Source organism: Pseudomonas sp. NPDC098747 (assembly GCF_044760045.1).
GTDB lineage: Bacteria > Pseudomonadota > Gammaproteobacteria > Pseudomonadales > Pseudomonadaceae > Aquipseudomonas.
The window spans coordinates 167,282-189,949 of sequence record NZ_JBIWAL010000005.1; the positions used below are offsets into that span (position 1 = coordinate 167,282).

The following is a 22,668-nucleotide window of genomic DNA, read 5'->3' on the forward strand; positions in this document are numbered from 1 at the left end:
CACGCCGATTTATCTGACTTCACTGATTTGGCTGCTCCACACAGAGTCCTGTTCTTTGAACAGACACAGGGAAATGTGGATGCCTAGCGCTGGCAAATCAGTCGTTTTCAGGCTCGAAATCGAGGGCTTTTCCCACGATTTTCAGGTATTCGAGTTCCGAGCCACAGAAGCGCTCAACCAGACCTATGAGGTCAAACTGGAGCTGGTCAGCGAGTTCCGTGACCTTGACCTCGAGTCCCTGCTGCACCGTCCAGCGTTTCTCTCTTTCAGTGCGAACGGCGCAGGGCTTCACGGGCAGATCTATCGAGTCGCCCAAAGTGACTCCGGTTCACGCCTCACGCGCTACCAGATTGTTCTGGTGCCGTATCTGGCTTACCTCACCCATCGCCATAATCAGCGGATCTTCCAGCAACTGAGCGTGCCGCAAATCATCGCCCAAGTGCTGGGTGATCACGCCATGCAGCCCGATGCCTGGCGCTTTCAACTCAGTGGCAAATACTCGCCACGCCAGTATTGCGTGCAGTTTGACGAGACGGACCTGCACTTCATCCAGCGTTTGTGCGAAGAAGAAGGCCTGCACTTTCATTTTGAGCACGGCTACGATGGGCACTTGCTGGTGTTCGGCGATGATCAGACCGCTTTTCCTCGGCCTGAGGCGACGACGGCCTATGCACAAGACAGCAGCATGGTGGCTGATGCCGAAGTAATCGACCGTTTCAATGTGCGCGTGGAAACCCGCACCACTCACGTCAGTCGCCGTGACTACTACTTCGAAAAACCCACGGTACAACTGGACGCAGAAGCCAAAGAACCCAGGCTTCCGGAACTTGAGGATTACCGTTTTCCCGGGCAATTCATCCATCGAGATCAAGGCAAGCAACTGACTCAGCGTGCCCTTGAGCGGCATCGCGCCGATTACCGTGAGGGTCACGGTCGCAGCGATCAAAGCCTGATGCGCAGTGGCAGCTTCGTCGACATGTGCGAACACCCACGCACTGACTGCAATGGCTTATGGCTGCTGACCCGTGTTGAACACATCGGTCGACAACCGCAAGTGCTGGAAGAATCGGCACCCGCCCCAGCAGCCGCCGATGGCTTCAGTCAGGGCTATCGCAACCACTTTGTCGCGACGCCTTGGGACGTGATTTTCCGACCCGCGCTGGAGCATCCTAAACCCCGGATGACCGGCACCCAGCACGCGGTGGTGACGGGGCCACCGGGTGACGAGATATACAGCGATCGTTATGGCCGAGTGAAGATCCAGCTTTTCTGGGATCGCGACGGCCAGCTCAACGAACAATCCAGTTGTTGGCTGCGAGTGGCCACGAACTGGGCTCATGACGGCTATGGTAGCGTGCAGATCCCGCGTGTCGGCATGGAAGTGTTGGTGGGTTTCAGTGACGGCGACCCTGACAAACCGTTCGTCCTCGGCTGCCTGCCCAATGCTGCGAACCCGGTACCGCTGGATCTGCCCGCCGAACAAACGCGCAGTATCTGGCGCAGCCAAAGCAGCCCCGGTGGTGGTGGTTACAACGAGCTGAGCATCGAGGACAGGAAAGGTGCGGAAGAAATCTCCATCCGCGCCCAGCGCGACTTTGCCCAACTCGTCCTCAACGACCAACGCGTGCAAGTCGATAACCAACACACCCTGGTGGTCGGCGGCATTTGCAGCCATGACCTGCGCAGCGACGAACACCACCTGACACACGGTAATCGCCTGACTGAACTCAAGCAGGACGATCATCTGTGGGTGCAAGGCGATCGTCATATTCAAGTTGCCAGTCAGCGGCTCAGTGCGAGCCAACAAATCCACCTCGGTGCCGGCCAGCAGGTGGTCATCGATGGCGGCACCCACGTGACGATCAAGGCCGGCGGCCACTGGCTCACGCTCGGAGCGGAGGGTATTTGCAGCAGCGTGCCGATTGTCCAGGGTGGCGCACCCTCAGTGAGTCTGGCAGCCGAACCGTTGATGCCGGGCGTATTACCGTTGTTGAAGATGACGATAAACCCCAACGAGCAACGCACCAATCTGCTTTCAAACTACACGTCACGCTGCCTGATTTGCGAGGCGAGCCAAGCATGAGTCTCTCGACCTCACTGCCGGCAGACCTGCCGTGGAATGACCAGCACGCTTTTTTATTGCTGGACGGCGCGACCGAACCAAACCTGCTGGAACGCTTGAAACAGCATGACCCCGGCGTCAGCACCATCGCCTTGTTCGACACCACATCCTTCACCGAACTGCGGGAAATCTCACCGCTGTTGGTGACAATTGAACACCCTGACGCGGCAATTTTTCAGTTCTTTTGCGAGCACGCACACGAGGAATGGGGCGTGCTGCTCTTCAGCGCCGAACCTGCTCATGGCGTCGCACAGCACTTGCGAAAACTGTTGACGGTCGAAATGCCGGAAGGTCTGCCGGTGATGCTGCGACTGGCCGACGCCGCCGTGGCGCGCGTTCTGTTTGGCAGCAACGATGCGCGATTGTCTGGTCCGCTGTCCTGTGTTGTAACGGCTGACTGCGTTGGCACGAACTGGCATCGTCATCAACCTCAACCTCGACTGGTCGAACACCCTGACCTGCCGACGCCCTACCGCCTGAGTGCGCAGCAGAACTCGGCGCTGGATCACGCCGATCAGCGCCGCGCACTGATCGAGCTCGATGCCCATCTTCTCAGCTACTTCCCGACACATCATGGCGGCGAAACCCTGGCTCAACGTTGGCCACGGCTCGAACAGCTTTTGCAGCAAGCCTTGGCGCTGGGTTTGAGCAGCAAATCCGACCTGTTCTTTTACGCCAACGCCATGGCCGCATTGGACGGCTCGACGCCCGAGCAGCATTCGCATATCCATCGACTGCTCCATACGCCATCGCTGCAATCGCCGGGTGAGCGCGTTGTGCTGGCCGCACAGCTCGCTCACCAGTGGACTACTCAACGGAGCCGCTCATGAACTCACCCGCCAATCTCGCAGCGGCTGCGGCGTCTAAAACAGCCATCGGCTCGCCTGGCGCCTGCCCCTTGCGCCAAACCCATGTGCAGCTTCTGCCCTTGCGCTATGGCCTGGTGGAAAAACTTCTCGACCCTGGCGCGGCGTTGAAACTGCCCTACGTTCTTCAAACGCGACCTATGGGCATTCGCCTGCTACGCGACGGCTGGCTGTATGTGATCGACAGCGTGACTGGCCATTTGCACGAATATCGGGTTCTCAATGGATCAGTCAGCGCCTTGCTGCACAAGGGTGCCAAGGTTGAAGGGGATCAGCGCACACCTGTCGAGGAACACCCGGCATTGGTATTTTCACGGCGCAGCCTATTGCATGTGTGCTTTGCGGAAGTCCAGTGGAGCGCTGGCAAATGCGCACAAGTGATCGAAAACCGCGAGGAGCGCGAGCACTTCATGCAAGCGGTCGATCTTGGGCCGGTGAATTGTGAGACCGGTGGCGAACACTTGCTGACAGTTGAACAGGCAAAGCGATGGATGGCAGAGGTTGCGACCGTGCCGGCCCAGAAAGCACAGGCCGAAGAAGATCGTGCAACCCTGCAAAAGGCCTCGCCAGCGGACGCCGTTCTCATGCCGGAACTCAAGGTCAATAACGCCCCCGAGCACGAACTCGAACCTTATCTGTGGGAGCAGCCTCGGCGCTTTCGCGAGGCGAATATGGGCGAGTTTCTGGGGCGGGTGCGTCCCGCGTATCAGGACGACACTCTGTTCCTCGTGATTCAGGACGACCTCGGCGTTCTGCGCGACCTGGCCAACTATCAAGACACCGTGGCCGGTTGGGTCGAACACTGGAGCAATACCGACAATAACGAACGAGATTATTTGCTGGCCTGCTATATCGAATCTCTGAGCCAGCTCAGCCCGTCGGATGTCGGCAATTTGGACAAAGCCAGCGACGACCCGGCCGTAAAAAACCTGCTTGGCGATCTGCAACAGTTGCCTGAACCCACCCGGGAGCGCACGCGCACAGCCTTGCTGGACTACTTGAACAAGGGCGGCAAAGTCGAGGTGGACGGTGTTCCCGCTGCGCCTGAACTTGAGCAATTGCGCAAAGAAGCAGCATCTGAAGTAAACAAGATGCTCATGCTTCAGGGTGGTAATCCTGATATTACAGCTCACAGGCGAGCCATAGAGGATACGGACCGCGGTTACTACACCCGCCAGCACTTTGCCATGGCGCCCGATGAGTTCGTCGAACAGCACCTGAAAACCCTGATCAAGCTCGGCAAGGAACAGAACAAGCGCATTGAGGCGGTGCTCGAAGGCTCCGATTTCTCCGGTAAGCGCGGGATCAACGACTTTATTGACCGCCCCGCCATGGACGACTCGCTGTTCAAGCACCGCGCCGACCTCGGACGCTGGAACCGCTTGCTCGACCGCATCACCGCCGACCGCACCGATCTGGTGTGTGCCGGACGCTACCATCGCTCGGCCTGGTAGTACGATGCGCAGGAGCCACAGCAGTTGGCCGAGGCCTTCGCTACCGAATATGCCTGTATCAAAGACATCTGCCGCAGCGATCACGCCAGTGAAAAGATGCTGGGTTTTCTGGAAGAACACCCGCAGATGACGCGATCACCGTTCTATACCTTGCCGCTGCGGGTCAGGCCTGAACTGCTGGTGCAATACAGCCTGCTGTGGAATGCCGGCGCCGGCCTGTTCAGCAAGCTGCCTGACTGGCTGGAAACCCTGCGAAAAATCGAACATCCACTTTTGCCGGCCCTCGATACTTTTCCCGAACACACCCGGGCCCTCGCCGATGCGGTGCATCACAGCTACAGCCCTGCCTTGAATCTGGGGCTGAGCCGCGCGCTGGAAGGCTTCGATCTGGCGCAAGGAAAAATCCCCGACCTTGACGAGCTGTTCCGCCAACTGCCCAAAGCGCTGCCGGCACGAATCCTCGATGCAGCGAAAAGTACCGGAGTGACCTTCACCGTCGCCACCCCGGCCGAACACGTAGCGCTGCAAACCGACATCAAAGACCTGCTGCGCGAACGCGCAGACCTCAAGAGTCTGAGCAGTGAACGCAACCGGCTTACCCACAATAAAAAACTCGCAGGCCATAAAACAGCACGTGCGATGGAGTTGCAGACCGAGATCGTTCGGGTGCGTGCAGGGTTGGCTCAGCTAGAGGGCAGGCTCGCAGGCGCGTTGAGCCCGATTGCGGAACTGGCGGATGCATCGGTGCGCATGTATGGCGCCACCCCGGCCCGGGCCGGAGTGACGGTAGTGTTTGCACCGGCGCAACAACAGGAAGTGAGGAGTTTGCTGAAGAATATTCGGCTGGGGGTTCAAAGTGTGCCGAGGGCAGATTTGATCAAGAGTGAAGGGGTTGGGTTGTTGGTGTTTTTGGCGCAGGCGGTGAATTTGGTTGTTGTTTATCGGGAGATGATGAGCCAGACAAAGGACGAAAAAAAACGTGCGCCTTTCTTCGCCGCATTGGCCACTACCGGCGCTGCAGGCTTCACCGCGGCTCAAAGCCTGGCAGATACCGCTCTGAAAGCGCGGAGCGATAAGCTGGTCTCAGCAGCTCAGCATCTCGCGTTGGAAAGTGTGCATGTGCAGATGGGGAAAATGCATGTAGGGCTGGGTTTTGCTACCTACGGTCTTGGTTTTATATCTTCATTGGCCAGCCTCGATATACAGCAAAAGAAATGGCAGGAAGCGACGCGAAGCGGTAATCGCGCGGCCCAGAGGAGTGCTGCTCTTGCCACGATTGGCGCAGCCGGCATGACGAGTGTCAATGCCTATGGCTTTGGGCAAACCTTGCACGCGGGTTACACCGTACTGATCGCTAAAAGCGCTGCGGCAAGAACGGCCGCCTGGGCCGCCGCCGGCACACGCCTTTCCACCGTGTTTTTCCGGGTCAACCTGGCCGGCGCATTGTTCACCGTACTGGAACTGGGAGGCACCTGGCTGCACAACCGCTACAACATCAGCGCCCACGACAGGTGGCTCAAAACCACGCCCTGGAGTCTGGACACCGACGAACGCGGTGACCACAGCCTGGATGACTACCAACGTTATCTCGGCGACTTGATTCACGCCCCTGTTGCACTACTTGGCCCGAACAAGCACGACTCATTGCTGAAAAATCTGTTTTTACGCGCCAACCCCAGTGATATTCATCTGGAGCTGCCGGGGGTGAAGCTCAGCGATTTTCAGCCACCCTTAAGCGGTAAAGCGTCTCATCGACTGGGTATCGGCGCCCATCGGCTTTTTCGCCCGCTCGACAGCCGCGGTGTGGCGCGCGAACGCAAGGATGAGATCAGCAATGAAGTGGCGGACAGCCTGCAGATCGTGCAAGCAAACCCGCTGATTTTATGCCTGCAATATCCGCTCAATCACGATGCGCCGTTGACGCCTGTGACCGAGACACTGGAACTGGGGGTGTGCGTGCAACGGCTGGACGCCAAAGGTGAGTGGATCTCTCGCACTCACTACATCCACCTCAACCCTCGAGGCGAAGGTCGCTATCCTTCGCTACTGCCCAAGTCAGTCACCCAGCCTCCGCCCCTGTTACTGGTTGAAACCCATTTGCTGGAGCTGGTCGACCATGTCCAAAAAACCTGAACCTGTGCCGACACCGAACCTTGAAAAACCCCGTAAAGCCGGAGATATCGAGCCCTTTCCAAGCGGGAAGATCACCTATCTTGCGCCGCTGCCTTTGCCGACCCCCCTACATCCTCATGGCCCTCATATTGGGGAATTAAATGAGGTGTACATGGACTTCGGGCTAGGATCTCCTCCAGTTTTTATGTGGCAGATCACACTAGGAGGACCATCTACCCTGGTCTTTATGATTACTTTTCTATTTCCGCTGTTTACCGGATTTCTAGGGGTTATTTTTGGTTACGATAGGGAAGCTATCTGGGAATCAATGACGGGGATGTTCCACGAAGGTTATCGGTATGCAGCAGTAACCTACATTTCCACCCTATTCATCGGCCTCTGCGTCTGGCTCCACAACCACAACAACCGCGCCGAAATCATCCCTACCCGCTTCAACCGGCAACGCCGCGAAGTCTGTTTCATGCCCGAAGACGCCACCGAACCGCTCTTCGTCCCGTGGGAATCGCTTTCGGCCTGGGTCATCGAAGCCCAGAGCGTGACCCAGTACGGCATCCGCCGCCAATACGGCATGGGCATCGGTTTTCAGCACGGTGAAATCCTGACCAGCGTTGAATTCCCTTGCGCCGGCCTGCCCCTCGCCATCAGCCATTGGGAAGCCATTCGCGGTTACATGGAATACGAAGTCAACGACCTCAAATCCATCCAATATCTGCAAGACCTGCAAGGCCCCAACGATCCGCCCCACGAAGGCCTGCATACGTTCCACAACGCGCGTGCGCGCATGCATCAACAGATCCGCGATGGCGAGCGGGGCCGGGTATCGGGGTTCTTCTGGTACCTGTATCACATCATGACGTTCTGGACGCTGCCCAACCATTTGGTCGAATGGGAAATCCGCCGCATCGACGCCATGGGCCAACACGTATTGCCCGAGGGGATGCGCCAATGGTCACAGCCGCTGCCAAAACAGCAGTGGGCGACGCCCAGCGAAGAACTGCTGAGCATGAGCGCACAGGTCCGAACCCTGCACAAACGCCAGCCACATCGAGCGATTACCGAGATTTTTGCTGAAGTTCAGCGATTGAACACCAGCAGTCAACATCGCGCATGAAAGCGGGAACACAGGAGGTGATCCTCCCTATTACTGGTTGAAACCCATTTGCTGGAGCTGGTCGACCATGTCCAAAAAACTTGATCCTGCGCCGACACCGAACCTTGAACAATCCCGTAAAGCCGGAGATGTCGAGCCCTTTCCAAGCGGGAAGATTACGTATCTTGCGCCGCTACCGTTGCCCACACCGCTACCGCCCCGAGGATCCCATATCGGAGAGCTTAATGATGTGTACATGGATTTTGGGCTCGGGTTACCCGAGGTGTTCTCATGGCAAGTCATATTGGGAGGGCCATTTAGTCTTGCATTCATGATTGCCTTCCTGTTTCCGCTGCTGGGCGGTTTTCTTGGCGTTGTATTTGGATATGGCTGGGAAGACATTCGGGACTCAATAGAAGGGATTTTCCTGGTGTCCTATAAAATGGCCATAACAACAGGCCTCATCACCCTACTCATCAGCCTCTGCGTCTGGCTCCACAACCACAACAAACGCGCCGAAATCATCCCTACCCGCTTCAACCGGCAACGCCGCGAAGTCTGTTTCATGCCCGAAGACGCCACCGAGCCGCTCTTCGTCCCGTGGGAATCGCTCTCGGCCTGGGTCATCGAAGCCCAGAGCGTGACCCAGTACGGCATCCGCCGCCAATACGGCATGGGCATCGGTTTTCAGCACGGTGAAATCCTGACCAGCGTCGAATTCCCTTGCGCCGGTCTGCCCCTCGCCATCAGCCATTGGGAAGCCATTCGCGGTTACATGGAATACGAAGTCAACGACCTCAAATCCATCCAGTATCTGCAAGAACTGCAAGGCCCCAACGATCCGCCCCACGAAGGTCTGCACACGTTCTACAACGCCCGTGCGCGCATGCATCAACAGATCCGCGATGGCGAGCGGGGCCGGGTATCGGGGTTCTTCTGGTACCTGTATCACGTCATGACCTTCTGGACGCTGCCCAACTATCTGGTCGAATGGGAAATCCGCCGCATCGACGCCATGGGCCAATACCTATTGCCCGAGGAGATGCGCCAATGGTCACAGCCGCTGCCAAAACAGCAGTGGGCGACGCCCAGCGAAGAACTGCTGAGCATGAGCGCACAGGTCCGAACCCTGCACAAACGCCAGCCACATCGAGCGATTACCGAGATTTTTGCTGAAGTGCAGCGATTGAATACCAGCAGTCAACATCGCGCATGAAAGCGGGAACACAGGAGGTGATCCTCCCTGTTACTGGTTGAAACCCATTTGCTGGAGCTGGTCGACCATGTCCAAAAAACCTGAACCTGTGCCGACACCGAACCTTGAACAATCCCGTAACGCCGGAGATATCGAGCCCTTTCCAAGCGGGAAGATTACCTATCTTGCGCCCTTGCCTTTGCCCACACCCTTACCACCTCGTGGCCCGCATATTGGAGAGTTGAACGAGGTGTACATGGACTTCGGGTTGGGATTACCTCAAGTCTTTATGTGGCAGGTGACATTAGGAGGGCCGCTAACCTTGGCGTTTATGTTCGTGATCCTATTTCCATTGTTCTGCCTCTGCTTCGGCCTCGTTTTAGGATACGAGTGGCGTTACTCTTGGGAGTTTGCGACAGATGTTTTTTTGAAGCGTCCAAACTCGGGCTACTAACAGCTTTTATCACCCTACTCATCGGCCTCTGCGTCTGGCTCCACAACCACAACAAACGCGCCGAAATCATCCCTACCCGCTTCAACCGGCAACGCCGCGAAGTCTGTTTCATGCCCGAAGACGCCACCGAACCGCTCTTCGTTCCGTGGGAATCGCTCTCGGCCTGGGTCATCGAAGCCCAGAGCGTGACCCAGTACGGCATCCGCCGCCAATACGGCATGGGCATCGGTTTTCAGCACGGTGAAATCCTGACCAGCGTCGAATTCCCTTGCGCCGGCCTGCCCCTCGCCATCAGCCATTGGGAAGCCATTCGCGGTTACATGGAACACGAAGTCAACGACCTCAAATCCATTCAGTACCTGCAAGACTTGCAAGGCCCCAACGATCCGCCCCACGAAGGTCTGCACACGTTCTACAACGCCCGTGCGCGCATGCATCAACAGATCCGCGATGGCGAGCGGGGCCGGGTATCGGGGTTCTTCTGGTACCTGTATCACGTCATGACGTTCTGGACGCTGCCCAACCATTTGGTCGAATGGGAAATCCGCCGCATCGACGCCATGGGCCAACACGTATTGCCCGAGGGGATGCGCCAATGGTCACAGCCGCTGCCAAAACAGCAGTGGGCGATGCCCAGCGAAGAACTGCTGAGCATGAGCGCACAGGTCCGAACCCTGCACAAACGCCAGCCACATCGAGCGATTACCGAGATTTTTGCTGAAGTGCAGCGATTGAATACCGACCGTAATGTGCGCGGCTGAAAATGACTTTCGTGGCAAAGGCTGTTGCTCCAGCACAGCCCCCTCATCTGGCTTGACCCATCAAGCCTTTGGGCAAGCCTGCGCATTTGCCAGTAAACTCTCCCCTCTTTCGCCGCCCCTTATTTTCCCGCGGCCATCACCTCTTTATCTGTTGCGGAGTCCACCTTGCGTCTGTTTCACACCTCCGACTGGCACCTTGGGCAAAACCTGCACGGCCAGGAGCGCGATTTCGAGCATGCGTGCTTCCTCGAATGGCTGCTGCGCCAACTGCAACTGGCGCAGCCGGATGTGCTGTTGATTGCCGGTGACATCTTTGACACGGTCAATCCGCCGGTCAAAGCCCAGGAACGCCTCTACGATTTCATCGTCAGTGCCCACGAGCAGCAGCCGTTGCTGACTATCGTGATGATCGCCGGCAACCACGATTCCGGCTCGCGGATCGAACTGCCCGCGCCGTTGATGCGCCGTTTACGCACTCACGCACTGGGCCGGGTGCTGTGGCTGGACGATGGCCAACTCGATGCCGAACGTCTGTTGCTGCCCTTGCCGAATGCCCAAGGCGAAATCGCCGCATGGTGCCTGGCGTTGCCGTTTCTACGCCCGGCCGAAGTGACTGGCGCGCATTTGGGCGACAACTATTTGCGTGGCATTGGCCAGGTGCATGAATGGCTGATCGAGGCGGCGAATGCCAAACGCAAGCCGGGCCAGGCACTGATTGCCATCAGCCACGCGCACATGGCCGGTGGTTCGGTTTCGGAAGACTCCGAGCGCAGCCTGATCATCGGCAACGCTGAAGCCCTACCGGCCAGTCTGTTCGGGCCGAGCATCAGCTACGTCGCCCTCGGTCACTTGCACAAGCCGCAGAAGGTCAACGGTGAGGAGCGCATCCGCTACAGCGGCTCGCCGATTCCGTTGTCGTTCTCGGAGATCGGTTATCAGCACCAGATTCTCGACGTCACTCTGGATGGCGAAACCCTGGTCAGCGTCGAGCCGAAACTGATCCCGCGCTCGGTCAATCTCCAACGCATCGGCCCGGCGCCTTTGGCGGAAATCCTCGTGCAACTGGCGGACCTGCCGAACATCGATCTGCTGGCTGAAACCCAGCGCCAACCGTGGCTGGAAGTGCGCGTGCGCCTCGACGAGCCGCAACCGGATCTGCGCTATCAAGTGGAAACCGCCCTGCAAGGCAAAGCCGTGCGTCTGGTGCGCATCGCTGCTGAATACGCCGGCAACCGTGGCGCCGATGGCGTGGAGGACGGCACCGCCTTGATCGAACTCGACCAACTCACGCCGCAGGAGTTGTTCAGTCGCGCGTGGCTCGACAACTATGGCAACGAGGTCGATGAGCAGACGCTCAAGGACTTCGCCGAACTGCTGCAAGACGTGCAAATGGAGGGCGAGCAGCCATGAAGATTCTCGCCATTCGTTTGAAAAACCTCGCCTCGCTCGCCGGGCCGTTCGAGATCGACTTCACCGCCGAGCCGCTGGCCAGCGCCGGTCTGTTCGCGATTACCGGGCCGACCGGCGCCGGTAAAAGTACTCTGCTCGATGCCTTGTGCCTGGCGCTGTTCGGCGCCGTACCGCGTCTGAACAACACCGGCCGTGACGCCAAAGTCCCGGATGCCGACGGCGAAATCGCCACCGGTGACCCGCGCACCCTGCTGCGGCGTGGCACCGGTGAAGGCTACGCCGAGGTGGATTTTGTCGGTATCGATGGCCGCCGCTACCGGGCGCGCTGGGAAGCCAATCGCGCGCGGGAAAAGGCTGGCGGCAAGTTGCAGGCCAGTCGGCAGAGCCTGCGCGACATCGATCAGGATCAACTGCTCGCCAGCCAGAAAGGCGAATACAAGACTCAACTGGAAGCCGCGCTGGGTCTGAACTTCGAACAGTTCACCCGCGCCGTGCTGCTGGCCCAGAGTGAGTTCAGTGCCTTCCTCAAGGCTGACGACAACGATCGCAGCGAACTGCTGGAAAAGCTCACCGACACCGCGCTGTACACCCGCCTCGGTCGCCGCGCCTTTGACAAGACCAAGGAGGCCCGCGAAGCGCACAAACTGTTTCAGGATCAGGCCACCGGCGTCACCCCACTCGCGCCGGAAGCCCGGGCTGAACTGGACGAGCGTTTCAACGCCGCGCAGCAACAACTGAAGGTGCAGCAGACGCAGCTCAAGCAGCTTGAACAGCAGCACGGTTGGCTGAAGGATTTGCGCCTGTTGCAGGACTCGCAGCAAGCCGCCACCGAGCAACTGCACAGCGCGCAACAGCAATGGGAAAGTCTGGCCGGCGAGCGCGTGAAGCTGACGCGCCTGGAGCAGCTCGGCCCTCAACGGCACCAGTTCGCGCGTAAAACCGAACTTGATGCGCAGCTGACACCGTTGGCCGCAGAGATTGCCGCGCACACACAGCAACACGCAGAACTGAGCAAGCAGCAGACGCTGCTGGAGCAAAATCTCGAAGCGGCGAAATTCGCCCTGAGCGAGGCACAACAGCGCCAAAGCGAAAATGCCCCACTGTTGCGTCAGGCCTTTGAAGAACAGAGCACCCTCGCCCGTCTGGCCAAGGATGCAGCCAGCAGCGCCGATGCGAAAGACCAGGCGCAGCAAGCCTGCACGCAAGGCCAGAGCGACATTCAAGCCTTGCTGGAAAAGCAGGGCCAAGTCGCTGAGCGCCTGCAACGCATCGCCGCCGAGCTTGAGCAAAGCGCTCATCTGGCGCCGTTGAGCGACGCATGGAATGCCTACCGCGATCGTCTGCAACAGCTGATGCTGATCGGCAACCGTTTGAACAAAGGTCAGGCCGAACTGGCCTCGCTCGAAGAGAGCGCCACGCGCAACGCTGAAGCATTCGCCGCACAGAAGCAGCAACTGGAAGTGCTGTTCAAGGAAGCCGGTGCCGAGCCCGATGCCGTCGCCGAACAGATCGGCATCCTCGGCAATCTATTGCAGGACAATCGCAAGCAACTGCGCGCCTTCGAAGACCTGTCGCGCCTGTGGGCCAGCCAACAGGATCTGCACAAGCGCAGCGCTGACCTGCAACAACGCCAGCTCAGCGCCCAGCAGGAACGTGAGCGCCTGACCCAGGACGGGGTAAAAACCAAGGCCGAACTGACCGTCGCCGAACAGACCCTCAACGTCACCCGCGAACTGCTGGAGCGTCAGCGTCTGGCGCGCAGTGCCAGTGTCGAAGAGCTGCGCGCGCAGTTGCAGGACGATCAGCCGTGCCCGGTCTGCGGTAGCAACGAGCACCCGTATCACCAGCCCGAAGCACTGCTGCAAAGCCTCGGTCGCCACGATGAAAACGAGCAGGCCAACGCCCAGCATGCAGTCGATCAGCTCAAGGAAAAACTCGTTGAACTGCGCGCCGAGGTCGGTGGCGTCATCGCTCAGCAAAAAGAACTGCTGCAACAGCAAGAACAATTGGTCGCTCAGCAGCAGACGCTGGCGCCGAGCCTCGACGCTCATCCCCTGTCCGCGCAGTTGCATAATCAAGACGCCGATAAACGCGACGCTTGGTTAACCCGCCAGAACGAGCAATTGAATCAGAGCATCGCTCAGGACGAACAACGCCAAGGCGCGCTGCTCACGCTGCAACAGGACGCCGCGCGCCTGACCCAGCAATTGCGTCAGGCCGAAACCGCGCATCAGCAAGCGGCGCAGCACCTGAGCAACCAGCAGCGCGAGTTGGGCAGCGACCGCCAGCGCCTTGATGAAGAACTCAGCGCGTTTGGCAGTCTGCTGCCGGCGGACACTCTCGAAGCCTTGCGCCTTGAACCGGCCGCGACGTTCATGCAGCTCGACCAGCAGATCGCCGAGCGTCTGGCGCAAGTCGATCAGCAGAAGGAAGAACTGGCCGAGCAGCAGCAACGCCAGCAAATGCTGGAGAAAGAACAGGATCGCCAGCAGACCCGCGTGCAGCAGTCGCAAGCCGCCGAACAGCAATTCAATGCGCTGGCGGAGCAACAACAGGCCTGCCAACAAAAACTCACGCAACTGCTCGGCGAGCACAGCAGCGCCGAGCACTGGCAGCAGCAACTGGAACACGCCGTGGAACAGGCGCGCAACGCCGAAACCAGCACGGCTCAGGCGCTGCAAAACGTCAGCACGCAACTCGTGCAGATCGCCGCCGAGCTCAAGGCACAGCGTGAACGTTTACAAGCGTTGGAAAGCGAAGACAAGGATCTCGCCGGCAAGATTGCCGACTGGCGCGCCCGTCATCCTGAGCTTGACGATGGCGGTCTCGAAGATCTGTTGCGGGTCGATGACGCGCAACTGGCTGAACTGCGCGAACACTTGCAGCGCAACGAAAAAGCCATCGAACAGGCCAAAGTGCTGTTGCAGGAACGCGATCAGCGCTTGCTCGATCATCAGGCGCAGCACAACGGCAATCTCGATGCCGAGCAACTCGCCAGCGCTCTCCTCGCCCTGCAGAGCCAAGTCAACGTCAGCGAGCAGCAATGCGCCGAATTGCGCGCCGAACAGGCTGAAGACCAGCGCCGGCAAAACGCCAATCAGGCACTGGCGCAGCAGATCGCCGATGCCTATACCGAGTACCAGCGATGGGCACGTCTGAGTGCACTGATCGGTTCGGCGACGGGCGACACCTTCCGCAAGATCGCCCAGGCCTACAACCTCGATTTGCTCGTGCACCACGCCAACGTGCAGTTGCGCCAACTGGTCAAACGCTATCGCCTCAAACGCGGCGGCAGCATGCTCGGCCTTTTGGTGATGGACACGGAGATGGGCGACGAATTGCGCTCGGTGCATTCGTTGTCCGGCGGCGAGACGTTCCTGGTGTCGCTGGCCCTTGCGCTCGGTCTGGCGTCGATGGCTTCAAGCACGCTGAAAATCGAATCGCTGTTTATCGACGAAGGCTTCGGCAGCCTTGATCCGGAATCCCTGCAACTGGCGATGGATGCTCTCGACGGCTTGCAGGCGCAGGGCCGCAAGGTCGCGGTGATTTCCCATGTGCAGGAGATGCACGAACGGATCCCGGTGCAGATTCAAGTGCTGCGCCAGGGCAACGGTTTGAGCACGCTGGAGGTGAAATGAACACGCTGTATTCATTCCGCCGCTGCCCCTACGCGATGCGCGCGCGGATGGCCCTGCGTTATTCGGGGGTGCCCGTGAACATCGTCGAAATCAGCCTCAAGGCCAAACCCGCCGAGATGCTCGCGATCTCGCCCAAGGGCACGGTACCGGTGCTGGATGCGGACGGTCGGGTGATCGATGAGAGCCTGGAAATCATGCGCTGGGCACTGGCGCAGAATGATCCGCAGGATTGGTTGCTCGGCGGTGATCCTCGGATTGCCGAGTTGATCGATGCGAATGATCAGGTGTTCAAGGTTCACTTGAATCGCTACAAATATGCCGAGCGCTATCCCGAGCAGCCGATGGAATTATATCGGGCCGAGGGGGCGGTGTTTTTGCACAGGCTTGATGAGTTGCTTCAAGGCCGTGATTATTTGCTGACGGATCATGCGAGTTTGGCGGACGTGGCGTTATTGCCTTTCATACGCCAGTTCGCCCATGTTGATCGGGAGTGGTTTGCGCAGACGCCGTACGTTCGCTTGCAAGCGTGGCTGCAACACTTCCTCGAATCCGACCTCTTCACCTCGATCATGAAGAAATAACCCCCCTGCTTTCTGCTTGCAGATCCCCTCACCACAATGAATTTCACTCAAGGCAAGTGTTGGAGTTTGGTCAAGCCAGCAGGTCAAGCCAGCACCTGGCACATCCCGAGGGCCGAGCAATCCACTTCGAACGGCCCGAGGAAATGGGTGCCGGCCTTGCTCGGCGGATTGCCGGCCATCAGCCCCAGCGTACTCGCCCTTTCGATATCGTGGGCGATGGTGTGATTGGCCTCTATAGCCCGTGCCAGTGCGCCCACTGAGCCTTGGCCGATGCCCAGCAATGACGCGCCGTTAGTCATCAACGCTAAACCTGCGATAACCCAGAGTCTGTAGCCTTTCATGCTCCGCCGACTCCCGCGAGTTCAGCCCGGTCGACCATCACGCTTTGCGAACGGTGTTCGAACTGAATGCCAGGATTCGCCACCTGAATCGGTGCGTCGAAGCTGTGTTCCATCTGCGATGAGAGGCTGACGATCAGCACCAGTGCCAGGTAAAGACCGATGGCCAGATAGGCGCCGAATTTGGCAGAAGAGATGATGGTGCTGGCCATGGTGTTCTCCCGTGGGCATGTTTCGATGCCCACAGAATCGATCAAAAAAGCTGTGGCAACCACTCAGGGTTTTCCATAGTGAACATCAGCTTCGTTGATCATTAAGCCAGTCTATTTCGGCGTTGGATAAAACCTATCAAGCGATCAAACGCACACGAAAAGGAGCTGCCGAAGGCTGCGATCTTTTGATTTTGCTTTTAAAAAACAAGATCAAGAGATGGCAGGCTTCGGCAGCTCCAGTGGAGTTTTCTGTGTTCGTTCAGTATTGGGCTTTGTGATCCAGCGCAGCGTAGAAGTTGGCGCTCTGTTGCAGATATTTCTGGGTGTAGCTCTGGGCGTGGGATTTTTTGCTGTTGATTTCGACGTTGGCACTCGCTGGCAGAACCACGGTGGCGGAGATGGCGGAAGCGGCGATGACGGAGAAAAGATTGAAGTTCATGGCGGTAACCCTCGTGTTCGGTTGGCTTGCTTGCCCGGTTGGGCTGTGGAGCAAACTTAACGCTCGAGGGTCTATCGCTTGAAATGCTTTGTAACAGTAACCGTTATCAGCGCGATTAATACAAAGAGACAGGCCCCGTGAACCGGGGCCTGTGGCTTATTGTCGCACTACAAACTTCAGGTCGCTGGGCGCGTCCATCGGCAGTTTCTGCACGGTTTTGCCGAGCAGACCGGTCTTGCCATCGCGTTCGACGACGACAATCTCGTTGCTCTTCTGGTTGGCAATCAGCAGGAATTTGCCACTCGGGTCGAGGCTGAATTCGCGCGGGTGATCACCTTCCACCGAGCGTTTTTGCAGTTCTTTGAGCTGGCCGTTCGCCGGATCGATGGCGAACACCAGCAACTGATTGGCGGTGCCACGGTTGCTGACGTAGAGGAACTTGCCGTCCGCCGACGCGTGCAACGCAGCACCAGCCTTGTCCGACGTCGGCTGGCCAGCCGCCAGATCGATCAGTTGTGTCTGAGTCAGCACGCCGTCGTGGTAATCGAACACGGCGACTTGCGCACTCATTTCCATGGTCAGCCAGGCGTGTTTGCCATCAGCACTAAACAGCAAGTGACGCGGACCGCTCCCAGCAGGCATGGCCACCGAGGCGGTTTTTGCCGGGGTCAGCGGCAGATCCGGGTTAGCCTTCGGGTCGAATTGGTAGATGAATACCTTGTCCGCGCCCAGATCATTGGAGAACACGTAGCGGCCATCCGGCGAGGAAACCGTCGAGTGCACGTGATTCGACGCCTGACGCTTGGGATTGACCCGGCTCGCCGGGTGCGCGCTCATCTGCACCACGGGTTTGAGCTTGCCATCTGTACCCACCGCCAACACCGCGAGGGTGCCGCCCGGATCTTCCATCACCGAATAGTTGCTGACGAACAGATGGCTGGCGTCACCGCTCAGGCTTGAATGAGTCGGTTCGTTGCCCAGGCTCTGCACCTGATTGATCAAGCTCAGGCTTTGGGTTTTCGGATCGATCGCATAGCTACTGACGCGGCCGACTGGATCGGTCTGGCCCGGACCGTTTTCGTTGACCACGAACAGACGTTTTTGATCTTTGGACAGGGTCAGCCACGACGGGTTTTCGCTTTTGACCACTTGCAGTGGTTTGGCGTCAATCTGGCCGGTGGCGCTATCGAAACTCATCCGATAGATGCCCTGGCTGGTGCCGGCGGTGTAGGAGCCGACCAGCAACTGGAAGTTTTCGGCGGATGCGCTGGAAAGGCCCATCGCACCGACGCTGCCGGCCATCAGCAGCGGCCAGAATTTACGCATTGTCATCAACTTCATCCTCGTCGTCGCTGCTGCTGACTACGTCGCCGTGGCAGACCAGGCGGTGTTCGCCGACAGCCTTGGTTTCATTGAAATAACCAACGATCAACCAGCTCTGCAGAGAATCATCGAAGGTGGCTGCAGCGACCTGCGCCGGCGTGAACTCCCAATGCTTGGCCGCTCGGCCATCGATGCATTCGATGTGCAGATTGTCGTCTTCATCGAGGGCGAATTCGAAGGCGTGCAGGCCGTCGATTTCGACCATACCGCAGTGTTCGAGGGCGTTGAGAAGGGTTTGGGCAGTCATGGTGAACAGTCTTTGTAGGGGGGAAAGAGCGAATGATAGCTTATTGTTGATGCTGAACCCTGTGGGAGCTGGCTTGCCAGCGATAGCAATCTTTCAGTCACATCAATGCTGGATGTGACGCCGCCATCGCTGGCAAGCCAGCTCCCACAGGTAATGCGTTGTTGCCTTACAATGCTTCGCGCGATGGCTTGCCGTCCACCAGGCGCTGGATGCGCAACGGGTTGGCGTTTTTCAGCGGTTCCGGCAGCAAGTTGTCCGGGTAGTTCTGGAAGCACACCGGACGCAGGAAACGGTCGATGGCCAGCGTGCCGACCGAAGTGCCACGGGCATCGGACGTCGCCGGATACGGCCCGCCATGGACCATCGAATCACACACCTCAACACCGGTCGGATAACCGTTGAGCAGGATCCGCCCGACCTTCTGTTCCAGCAGTGGCGTGAGTTCCGCGAACTGATTGAAGTCCGCCGGCTCACCGATGATCGTCGCGGTGAGCTGCCCGTGCAGGCCATTCAACGCGGCGCTGAGTTGCGCCTGATCAGCCACTTCGACGATCACCGTGGTCGGGCCGAACACCTCTTCCTGCAGCACTTCATCGCCGTTGATCAACAGACTGACATCAGCCTTGAACAACTGCGGCTGCGCCTGATTGCCCTGCTGCGGGTTACCCGCCAGATGTTCGATGCCTTGGTGCGCGAGAAGCTTCTGCAAGCCGTTACCGTAACTGCCAAGGGTGCCGGCATTGAGCATGGTTTGCGCCGGTTGGTCGCCGATCAGCCCCGCGACCTGTTGCACGAATGCGCTGAACTGCGGCGAACGAATGCCGATGACCAAACCCGGATTGGTACAGAACTGACCGCAGCCCTGCACGACCGACGCGGTGAGGTCGCGAGCGACGCTTTCCGAGCGAGCGGCCAGCGCTTGCGGCAAGACGATTACCGGGTTGATGCTCGACATCTCGGCAAACACCGGGATCGGTTGCGGGCGTGCCGCAGCCATGTCGCACAACGCACGTCCGCCCTTGAGCGAACCGGTGAAACCCACAGCCTGAATCGCCGGATGCTTGACCAGCCACTCGCCGACGCCAGCGCCGTAAATCATGTTGAACACGCCAGCGGGCATGCTGGTTTTTTCCGCTGCACGAATCAGTGCATCAGCCACCAGCTCGGCCGTGGCCATGTGACCGCTGTGGGCCTTGAACACTACCGGGCAACCGGCAGCCAGCGCCGATGCGGTGTCGCCACCAGCAGTCGAAAATGCCAGTGGAAAGTTGCTCGCGCCGAACACGGCGACCGGGCCGAGGCCGATGCGGTACTGACGCAGATCCGGACGCGGCATTGGCTGGCGATCTGGCAACGGCAGATCGATCCGCGCCCCGTAAAAATCACCACGGCGCAGCACCTTGGCGAACAAACGCATCTGACCGCTGGTGCGACCGCGTTCGCCCTGAATGCGGCCGGCCGGCAACGCGGTTTCGCGGCAAACCACGGCGACGAAATCGTCACCGAGCGCATCCAGTTCATCGGCGATGGCATCGAGAAATTGCGCACGTCGCTCAGCGCTGAGGCTGCGATACGCTGGGTACGCGGCAGCGGCGGCTTTCGCGGCGGCGTCGACTTCTTCGGCCGTAGCCTGGATGAAATCGTGCGGCAGTTGCTCGCCCGTCGTTGCGTCGACGCTTTGCAGTTTGACGTTGCCGGCAGCGCTGCGCTGACCGCCGATGTAGTTGTGACCGAGAATCTGAGTCATGGGATCTCCTTAAAGGGTGCCGATGCTGTCCGGTTCGAAAACCGCTTGAACCGGGGCGATGCCATTGATCAGCGGTGCGCCGAATTCGGCCTGGCTGATTTCGAAGACGTCACCCGGTTGGGTGCGAATGCCATCGGCGAACGACAGGGTCGCGGTGCCGAAAAAGTGAATGTGGACGTCGCCCGGTCGCAGGAACTGGCTGTACTTGAAGTGGTGGTATTCAAGGTTCGCCAGGCTGTGGCACATGTTGGCCTCGCCACTGAGGAACTCGTTCTGCCACAGCACTTCGCCGTCACGCAGGATGCGGCTGGTGCCTGCAAGGTGTTGGGGTAGTTCACCGACGCGAAGTTCCGGGCCATAACTGCAACTGCGCAATTTAGAGTGGGCCAGGTACAGGTAATTCTTGCGCTCCATGACGTGGTCGGAGAACTCGTTGCCGACCGCGAACCCCAGGCGATACGGTTTGCCGTCGTGGCCGATGATGTAGAGGCCGGCCATCTCTGGCTCTTCACCGGCGTCTTCGGCAAACGGTGGCAACGGGAACGCTTCGCCCGGACGCACGACGATGCTGCCGTCGCCCTTGTAGAACCATTCCGGCTGAACACCGGCCTGCCCCGCCGCCGGTTTGCCACCCTCGACGCCCCATTTGAAGATTTTCATGGTGTCGGTCATCGTCGTTTCGTCACCGGCCTGCTGGTGCATCTTGTCGCGGGCCGAGGCGCTGCCCAGATGCGTCAGACCGGTGCCGCTGACCAGCATGTGCGCCGGGTCCGGGTGATCGAGCGGCGGCAGGATGCGCAGCTCTTTGAGCAACTGCGCATAGTCGTGACTGGTACCCAGGCCGAGGGTTTTTACTTGCTGCTCCAGAGTGCCGCCGGCTTCGATAGCGGCCAGGGCCAGGTCGCGCACGCTGCGGGCGTCCTGGACTTCGCGCACCAGACCGCTTTCGACCACGCCGACGCGGCGTTCGCCGTTAGTTAATTCGAATTGAACCAGATGCATGTTTTTCTCCTATTCCTTCAAAAACACCGCGAATCCCTGTGGGAGCGAGCTTGCTCGCGAAGACGGTGTGTCAGTCACCAGTAATTTTCAATGTGCCGGCCTCTTCGCGAGCAAGCTCGCTCCCACAAGGGCCAGCGCCAGACTTTAGGTTCTGGTCGCACCGCGTGCACTCGCTGCAAATTGATCAGCCGGCAGCACGTGCTTACGCTCCAGCACGCGGTAGACGACCCCGGTCAGAATCAAGCCAAACACCATCACCCCCGACAGGAAGTACAACCCCGAAGCCAGACTGCCGGTGTGCTCTTTCAGCGCCCCAATCACGAACGGCCCGATGTAACCGCCGAGGTTGCCCACCGAGTTGATCAACGCGATCCCCGCCGCCGCACTCGCGCCAGCAAAGAAGCGCCCCGGCAACGTCCAGAACACCGCCGTGCAGGAAAACAGCGCAAACGCCACCAGACACAGCGCTGCCAGTTGCGCCACCGGCAACGTCAGCCAGGCACTGAGGAACAAACCAATCGCGCCCAGCACATATAGCACCGCCAAATGCCCGTAGCGGTCATTCATACGGTCGGAACTGCGCGGGATGATCAGCAGGCCGATGATGCCGAAGATGTACGGCACCGACGACACGAAACCGGTCGTCAGATCGCTGCCGCCGAACTGTTTGATCAACGTCGGCAGCCACAAACCGAGGCCGTAGATGCTCAGGGTCACCGGCAGATAGAACAGCGCCAGCAGCAACACACGTTTGTCTTTCAGCGCATGCAATGGATTGCCGTGACGGGTTTGGCCGTAAGCCTGCAAATCCTTTTTCAGCTCGCCGGTCAGCCAGTCTTTCTCGGCCTGATCCATCCATTTCACCTGTTGCGGGCCGTCAGGCAACCAGCGCAGCACCGGCCAGGTCAGCAGAATCGCCGGGGTGCCGATGACGATGAACAGCCACTGCCAGCCGTGCAGACCGAGAATGCCGTCCATGCCCAGCAAACCGCCGGACACGGGGCCGGTGATCATCATGGCGATGGGTTGCGAAAGGATGAACAGCCCGAGGATCTTGCCGCGATGGCGCACCGGGAACCATTGGGTGATGTAGTAGAGAACGCCGGGAAAGAACCCCGCCTCTGCCGCACCGAGCAAAAAGCGCATCACATAGAAGCTGTGCGGCCCTTGGACGAAGGCCATGCCGATGGTGATCGCGCCCCAAGTGATCATGATTCGCGCGAACCAACGCCGTGCGCCGAAGCGTTCGAGCATCAGGTTGCTGGGGATTTCGAAAAGGAAATAACCGATGAAGAACAGCCCGGCGCCCAGACCATAGGCCGCATCGCCGATGCCGATGTCGGCGCCCATGTGCAGCTTGGCAAAGCCGACGGCGGAGCGATCCACATAGGCGATCAGGTACAGCAGGATCAGGAAGGGAATCAGTTTCAGCGTAATGCGCCGTATCAGCCGCAGTTCCTGGCTCATGAGATCGGTCTCCGATTGTTGTTTTTATAGAACCTCGGGGGACGCCTCTCGCGGGAAACCGCCAAGACCATCCCTCCGTCGAAAACGACTATATAGTAATACTAATTACCCAACAACACTTCCAAACCA

At 59.0% G+C, this 22,668-nt stretch carries 19 protein-coding genes; 11 read left to right on the plus strand and 8 right to left on the minus strand.

Translation table 11 applies throughout. From position 1 onward, the window contains the following. Positions 1 to 79 precede the first annotated feature (79 nt). From ACIQVE_RS05080 to ACIQVE_RS05130, 11 genes are all read left to right on the plus strand, one after another. Positions 80 to 2,083 carry a type VI secretion system tip protein VgrG gene (locus tag ACIQVE_RS05080; protein ID WP_402805135.1) on the plus strand — a complete coding sequence of 668 codons (2,004 nt, stop codon included), beginning with the start codon at positions 80 to 82 and terminating at the stop codon, positions 2,081 to 2,083. Beyond that, the gene (locus tag ACIQVE_RS05085; RefSeq protein ID WP_402805137.1) at positions 2,080 to 2,952 is read left to right on the plus strand and encodes a DUF4123 domain-containing protein; all 873 of its coding nucleotides are present in this window, start codon (positions 2,080 to 2,082) and stop codon (positions 2,950 to 2,952) included. Before ACIQVE_RS05080 ends, ACIQVE_RS05085 begins: the two co-directional genes overlap by 4 nt. Next, positions 2,949 to 4,442: a toxin VasX gene (locus tag ACIQVE_RS05090; protein WP_402805139.1), complete on the plus strand. Its 1,494-nt coding sequence runs from the start codon at positions 2,949 to 2,951 to the stop codon at positions 4,440 to 4,442. The genes ACIQVE_RS05085 and ACIQVE_RS05090 overlap by 4 nt, the downstream gene beginning before the upstream one ends. Before the next feature lie 24 nt (positions 4,443 to 4,466). Continuing rightward, entirely contained in the window at positions 4,467 to 6,575 is a 2,109-nt protein-coding gene (locus ACIQVE_RS05095) for a hypothetical protein (RefSeq protein WP_402805141.1), read from the plus strand. Beyond that, on the plus strand, positions 6,559 to 7,686 hold the full coding sequence (locus ACIQVE_RS05100) for a hypothetical protein (protein ID WP_402805142.1): 1,128 nt from the start codon (positions 6,559 to 6,561) through the stop codon (positions 7,684 to 7,686). Before ACIQVE_RS05095 ends, ACIQVE_RS05100 begins: the two co-directional genes overlap by 17 nt. Positions 7,687 to 8,107: 421 nt before the next feature. Continuing rightward, on the plus strand, positions 8,108 to 8,881 hold the full coding sequence (locus ACIQVE_RS05105) for a hypothetical protein (RefSeq protein WP_402805144.1): 774 nt from the start codon (positions 8,108 to 8,110) through the stop codon (positions 8,879 to 8,881). 67 nt (positions 8,882 to 8,948) lie between these two features. Next, positions 8,949 to 9,314: a hypothetical protein gene (locus ACIQVE_RS05110; RefSeq protein WP_402805146.1), complete on the plus strand. Its 366-nt coding sequence runs from the start codon at positions 8,949 to 8,951 to the stop codon at positions 9,312 to 9,314. Positions 9,315 to 9,424: 110 nt separating this feature from the next. Next, a complete protein-coding gene (locus ACIQVE_RS05115) occupies positions 9,425 to 10,075 on the plus strand; it encodes a hypothetical protein (RefSeq protein ID WP_402805148.1) in 651 nt (216 codons plus the stop codon). Positions 10,076 to 10,240: 165 nt separating this feature from the next. Next, a complete protein-coding gene (locus tag ACIQVE_RS05120; protein WP_402805150.1) occupies positions 10,241 to 11,485 on the plus strand; it encodes an exonuclease SbcCD subunit D C-terminal domain-containing protein in 1,245 nt (414 codons plus the stop codon). Further along, positions 11,482 to 15,123, plus strand: a complete 3,642-nt coding sequence (locus tag ACIQVE_RS05125) for an AAA family ATPase (protein ID WP_402805152.1) — start codon at positions 11,482 to 11,484, stop codon at positions 15,121 to 15,123. The genes ACIQVE_RS05120 and ACIQVE_RS05125 overlap by 4 nt, the downstream gene beginning before the upstream one ends. Next, positions 15,120 to 15,704, plus strand: a complete 585-nt coding sequence (locus ACIQVE_RS05130; protein ID WP_402805153.1) for a glutathione S-transferase — start codon at positions 15,120 to 15,122, stop codon at positions 15,702 to 15,704. The genes ACIQVE_RS05125 and ACIQVE_RS05130 overlap by 4 nt, the downstream gene beginning before the upstream one ends. A gap of 83 nt (positions 15,705 to 15,787) precedes the next feature. Here the strand turns inward: ACIQVE_RS05130 and ACIQVE_RS05135 are convergent, their stop codons facing one another. The 8 genes from ACIQVE_RS05135 to ACIQVE_RS05170 form a co-directional block, all read right to left on the minus strand. Continuing rightward, positions 15,788 to 16,045 (minus strand): hypothetical protein, encoded by a 258-nt coding sequence (locus ACIQVE_RS05135; protein ID WP_402805155.1) that lies wholly within the window; start codon positions 16,043 to 16,045, stop codon positions 15,788 to 15,790. Next, positions 16,042 to 16,254, minus strand: a complete 213-nt coding sequence (locus tag ACIQVE_RS05140) for a hypothetical protein (protein WP_402805157.1) — start codon at positions 16,252 to 16,254, stop codon at positions 16,042 to 16,044. Before ACIQVE_RS05140 ends, ACIQVE_RS05135 begins: the two co-directional genes overlap by 4 nt. A 259-nt stretch (positions 16,255 to 16,513) precedes the next feature. Continuing rightward, positions 16,514 to 16,693: a hypothetical protein gene (locus ACIQVE_RS05145; protein WP_402805158.1), complete on the minus strand. Its 180-nt coding sequence runs from the start codon at positions 16,691 to 16,693 to the stop codon at positions 16,514 to 16,516. A gap of 156 nt (positions 16,694 to 16,849) precedes the next feature. Further along, a complete protein-coding gene (locus ACIQVE_RS05150) occupies positions 16,850 to 18,025 on the minus strand; it encodes a lactonase family protein (protein ID WP_402805160.1) in 1,176 nt (391 codons plus the stop codon). Then, entirely contained in the window at positions 18,012 to 18,323 is a 312-nt protein-coding gene (locus ACIQVE_RS05155) for a DUF5629 family protein (protein WP_402805163.1), read from the minus strand. The genes ACIQVE_RS05150 and ACIQVE_RS05155 overlap by 14 nt, the downstream gene beginning before the upstream one ends. Positions 18,324 to 18,489: 166 nt before the next feature. Next, complete coding sequence (locus tag ACIQVE_RS05160) at positions 18,490 to 20,070, minus strand: aldehyde dehydrogenase (NADP(+)) (RefSeq protein ID WP_402805166.1); 1,581 nt, start codon at positions 20,068 to 20,070, stop codon at positions 18,490 to 18,492. 9 nt (positions 20,071 to 20,079) lie between these two features. Continuing rightward, complete coding sequence (araD1, locus tag ACIQVE_RS05165; RefSeq protein ID WP_402805169.1) at positions 20,080 to 21,072, minus strand: AraD1 family protein; 993 nt, start codon at positions 21,070 to 21,072, stop codon at positions 20,080 to 20,082. Between the two features lie 144 nt (positions 21,073 to 21,216). Continuing rightward, positions 21,217 to 22,539 (minus strand): MFS transporter, encoded by a 1,323-nt coding sequence (locus tag ACIQVE_RS05170; RefSeq protein ID WP_402805171.1) that lies wholly within the window; start codon positions 22,537 to 22,539, stop codon positions 21,217 to 21,219. Positions 22,540 to 22,668 lie beyond the last annotated feature (129 nt).

What these genes read in the sequence shown, in the direction of transcription:
- ACIQVE_RS05090 (WP_402805139.1), top strand. Translation starts at nt 2,949, where the DNA reads ATGAACTCACCCGCCAATCTCGCAGCGGCTGCGGCGTCTAAAACAGCC.
- ACIQVE_RS05085 (WP_402805137.1), top strand. Translation starts at nt 2,080, where the DNA reads ATGAGTCTCTCGACCTCACTGCCGGCAGACCTGCCGTGGAATGACCAG.
- ACIQVE_RS05115 (WP_402805148.1), top strand. Translation starts at nt 9,425, where the DNA reads ATGCCCGAAGACGCCACCGAACCGCTCTTCGTTCCGTGGGAATCGCTC.
- ACIQVE_RS05155 (WP_402805163.1), bottom strand. Translation starts at nt 18,323, where the DNA reads ATGACTGCCCAAACCCTTCTCAACGCCCTCGAACACTGCGGTATGGTC.
- ACIQVE_RS05130 (WP_402805153.1), top strand. Translation starts at nt 15,120, where the DNA reads ATGAACACGCTGTATTCATTCCGCCGCTGCCCCTACGCGATGCGCGCG.
- ACIQVE_RS05150 (WP_402805160.1), bottom strand. Translation starts at nt 18,025, where the DNA reads ATGACAATGCGTAAATTCTGGCCGCTGCTGATGGCCGGCAGCGTCGGT.
- araD1 (WP_402805169.1), bottom strand. Translation starts at nt 21,072, where the DNA reads ATGCATCTGGTTCAATTCGAATTAACTAACGGCGAACGCCGCGTCGGC.
- ACIQVE_RS05105 (WP_402805144.1), top strand. Translation starts at nt 8,108, where the DNA reads ATGGCCATAACAACAGGCCTCATCACCCTACTCATCAGCCTCTGCGTC.
- ACIQVE_RS05160 (WP_402805166.1), bottom strand. Translation starts at nt 20,070, where the DNA reads ATGACTCAGATTCTCGGTCACAACTACATCGGCGGTCAGCGCAGCGCT.
- ACIQVE_RS05080 (WP_402805135.1), top strand. Translation starts at nt 80, where the DNA reads ATGCCTAGCGCTGGCAAATCAGTCGTTTTCAGGCTCGAAATCGAGGGC.
- ACIQVE_RS05140 (WP_402805157.1), bottom strand. Translation starts at nt 16,254, where the DNA reads ATGGCCAGCACCATCATCTCTTCTGCCAAATTCGGCGCCTATCTGGCC.
- ACIQVE_RS05135 (WP_402805155.1), bottom strand. Translation starts at nt 16,045, where the DNA reads ATGAAAGGCTACAGACTCTGGGTTATCGCAGGTTTAGCGTTGATGACT.
- ACIQVE_RS05125 (WP_402805152.1), top strand. Translation starts at nt 11,482, where the DNA reads ATGAAGATTCTCGCCATTCGTTTGAAAAACCTCGCCTCGCTCGCCGGG.
- ACIQVE_RS05170 (WP_402805171.1), bottom strand. Translation starts at nt 22,539, where the DNA reads ATGAGCCAGGAACTGCGGCTGATACGGCGCATTACGCTGAAACTGATT.
- ACIQVE_RS05100 (WP_402805142.1), top strand. Translation starts at nt 6,559, where the DNA reads ATGTCCAAAAAACCTGAACCTGTGCCGACACCGAACCTTGAAAAACCC.
- ACIQVE_RS05145 (WP_402805158.1), bottom strand. Translation starts at nt 16,693, where the DNA reads ATGAACTTCAATCTTTTCTCCGTCATCGCCGCTTCCGCCATCTCCGCC.
- ACIQVE_RS05110 (WP_402805146.1), top strand. Translation starts at nt 8,949, where the DNA reads ATGTCCAAAAAACCTGAACCTGTGCCGACACCGAACCTTGAACAATCC.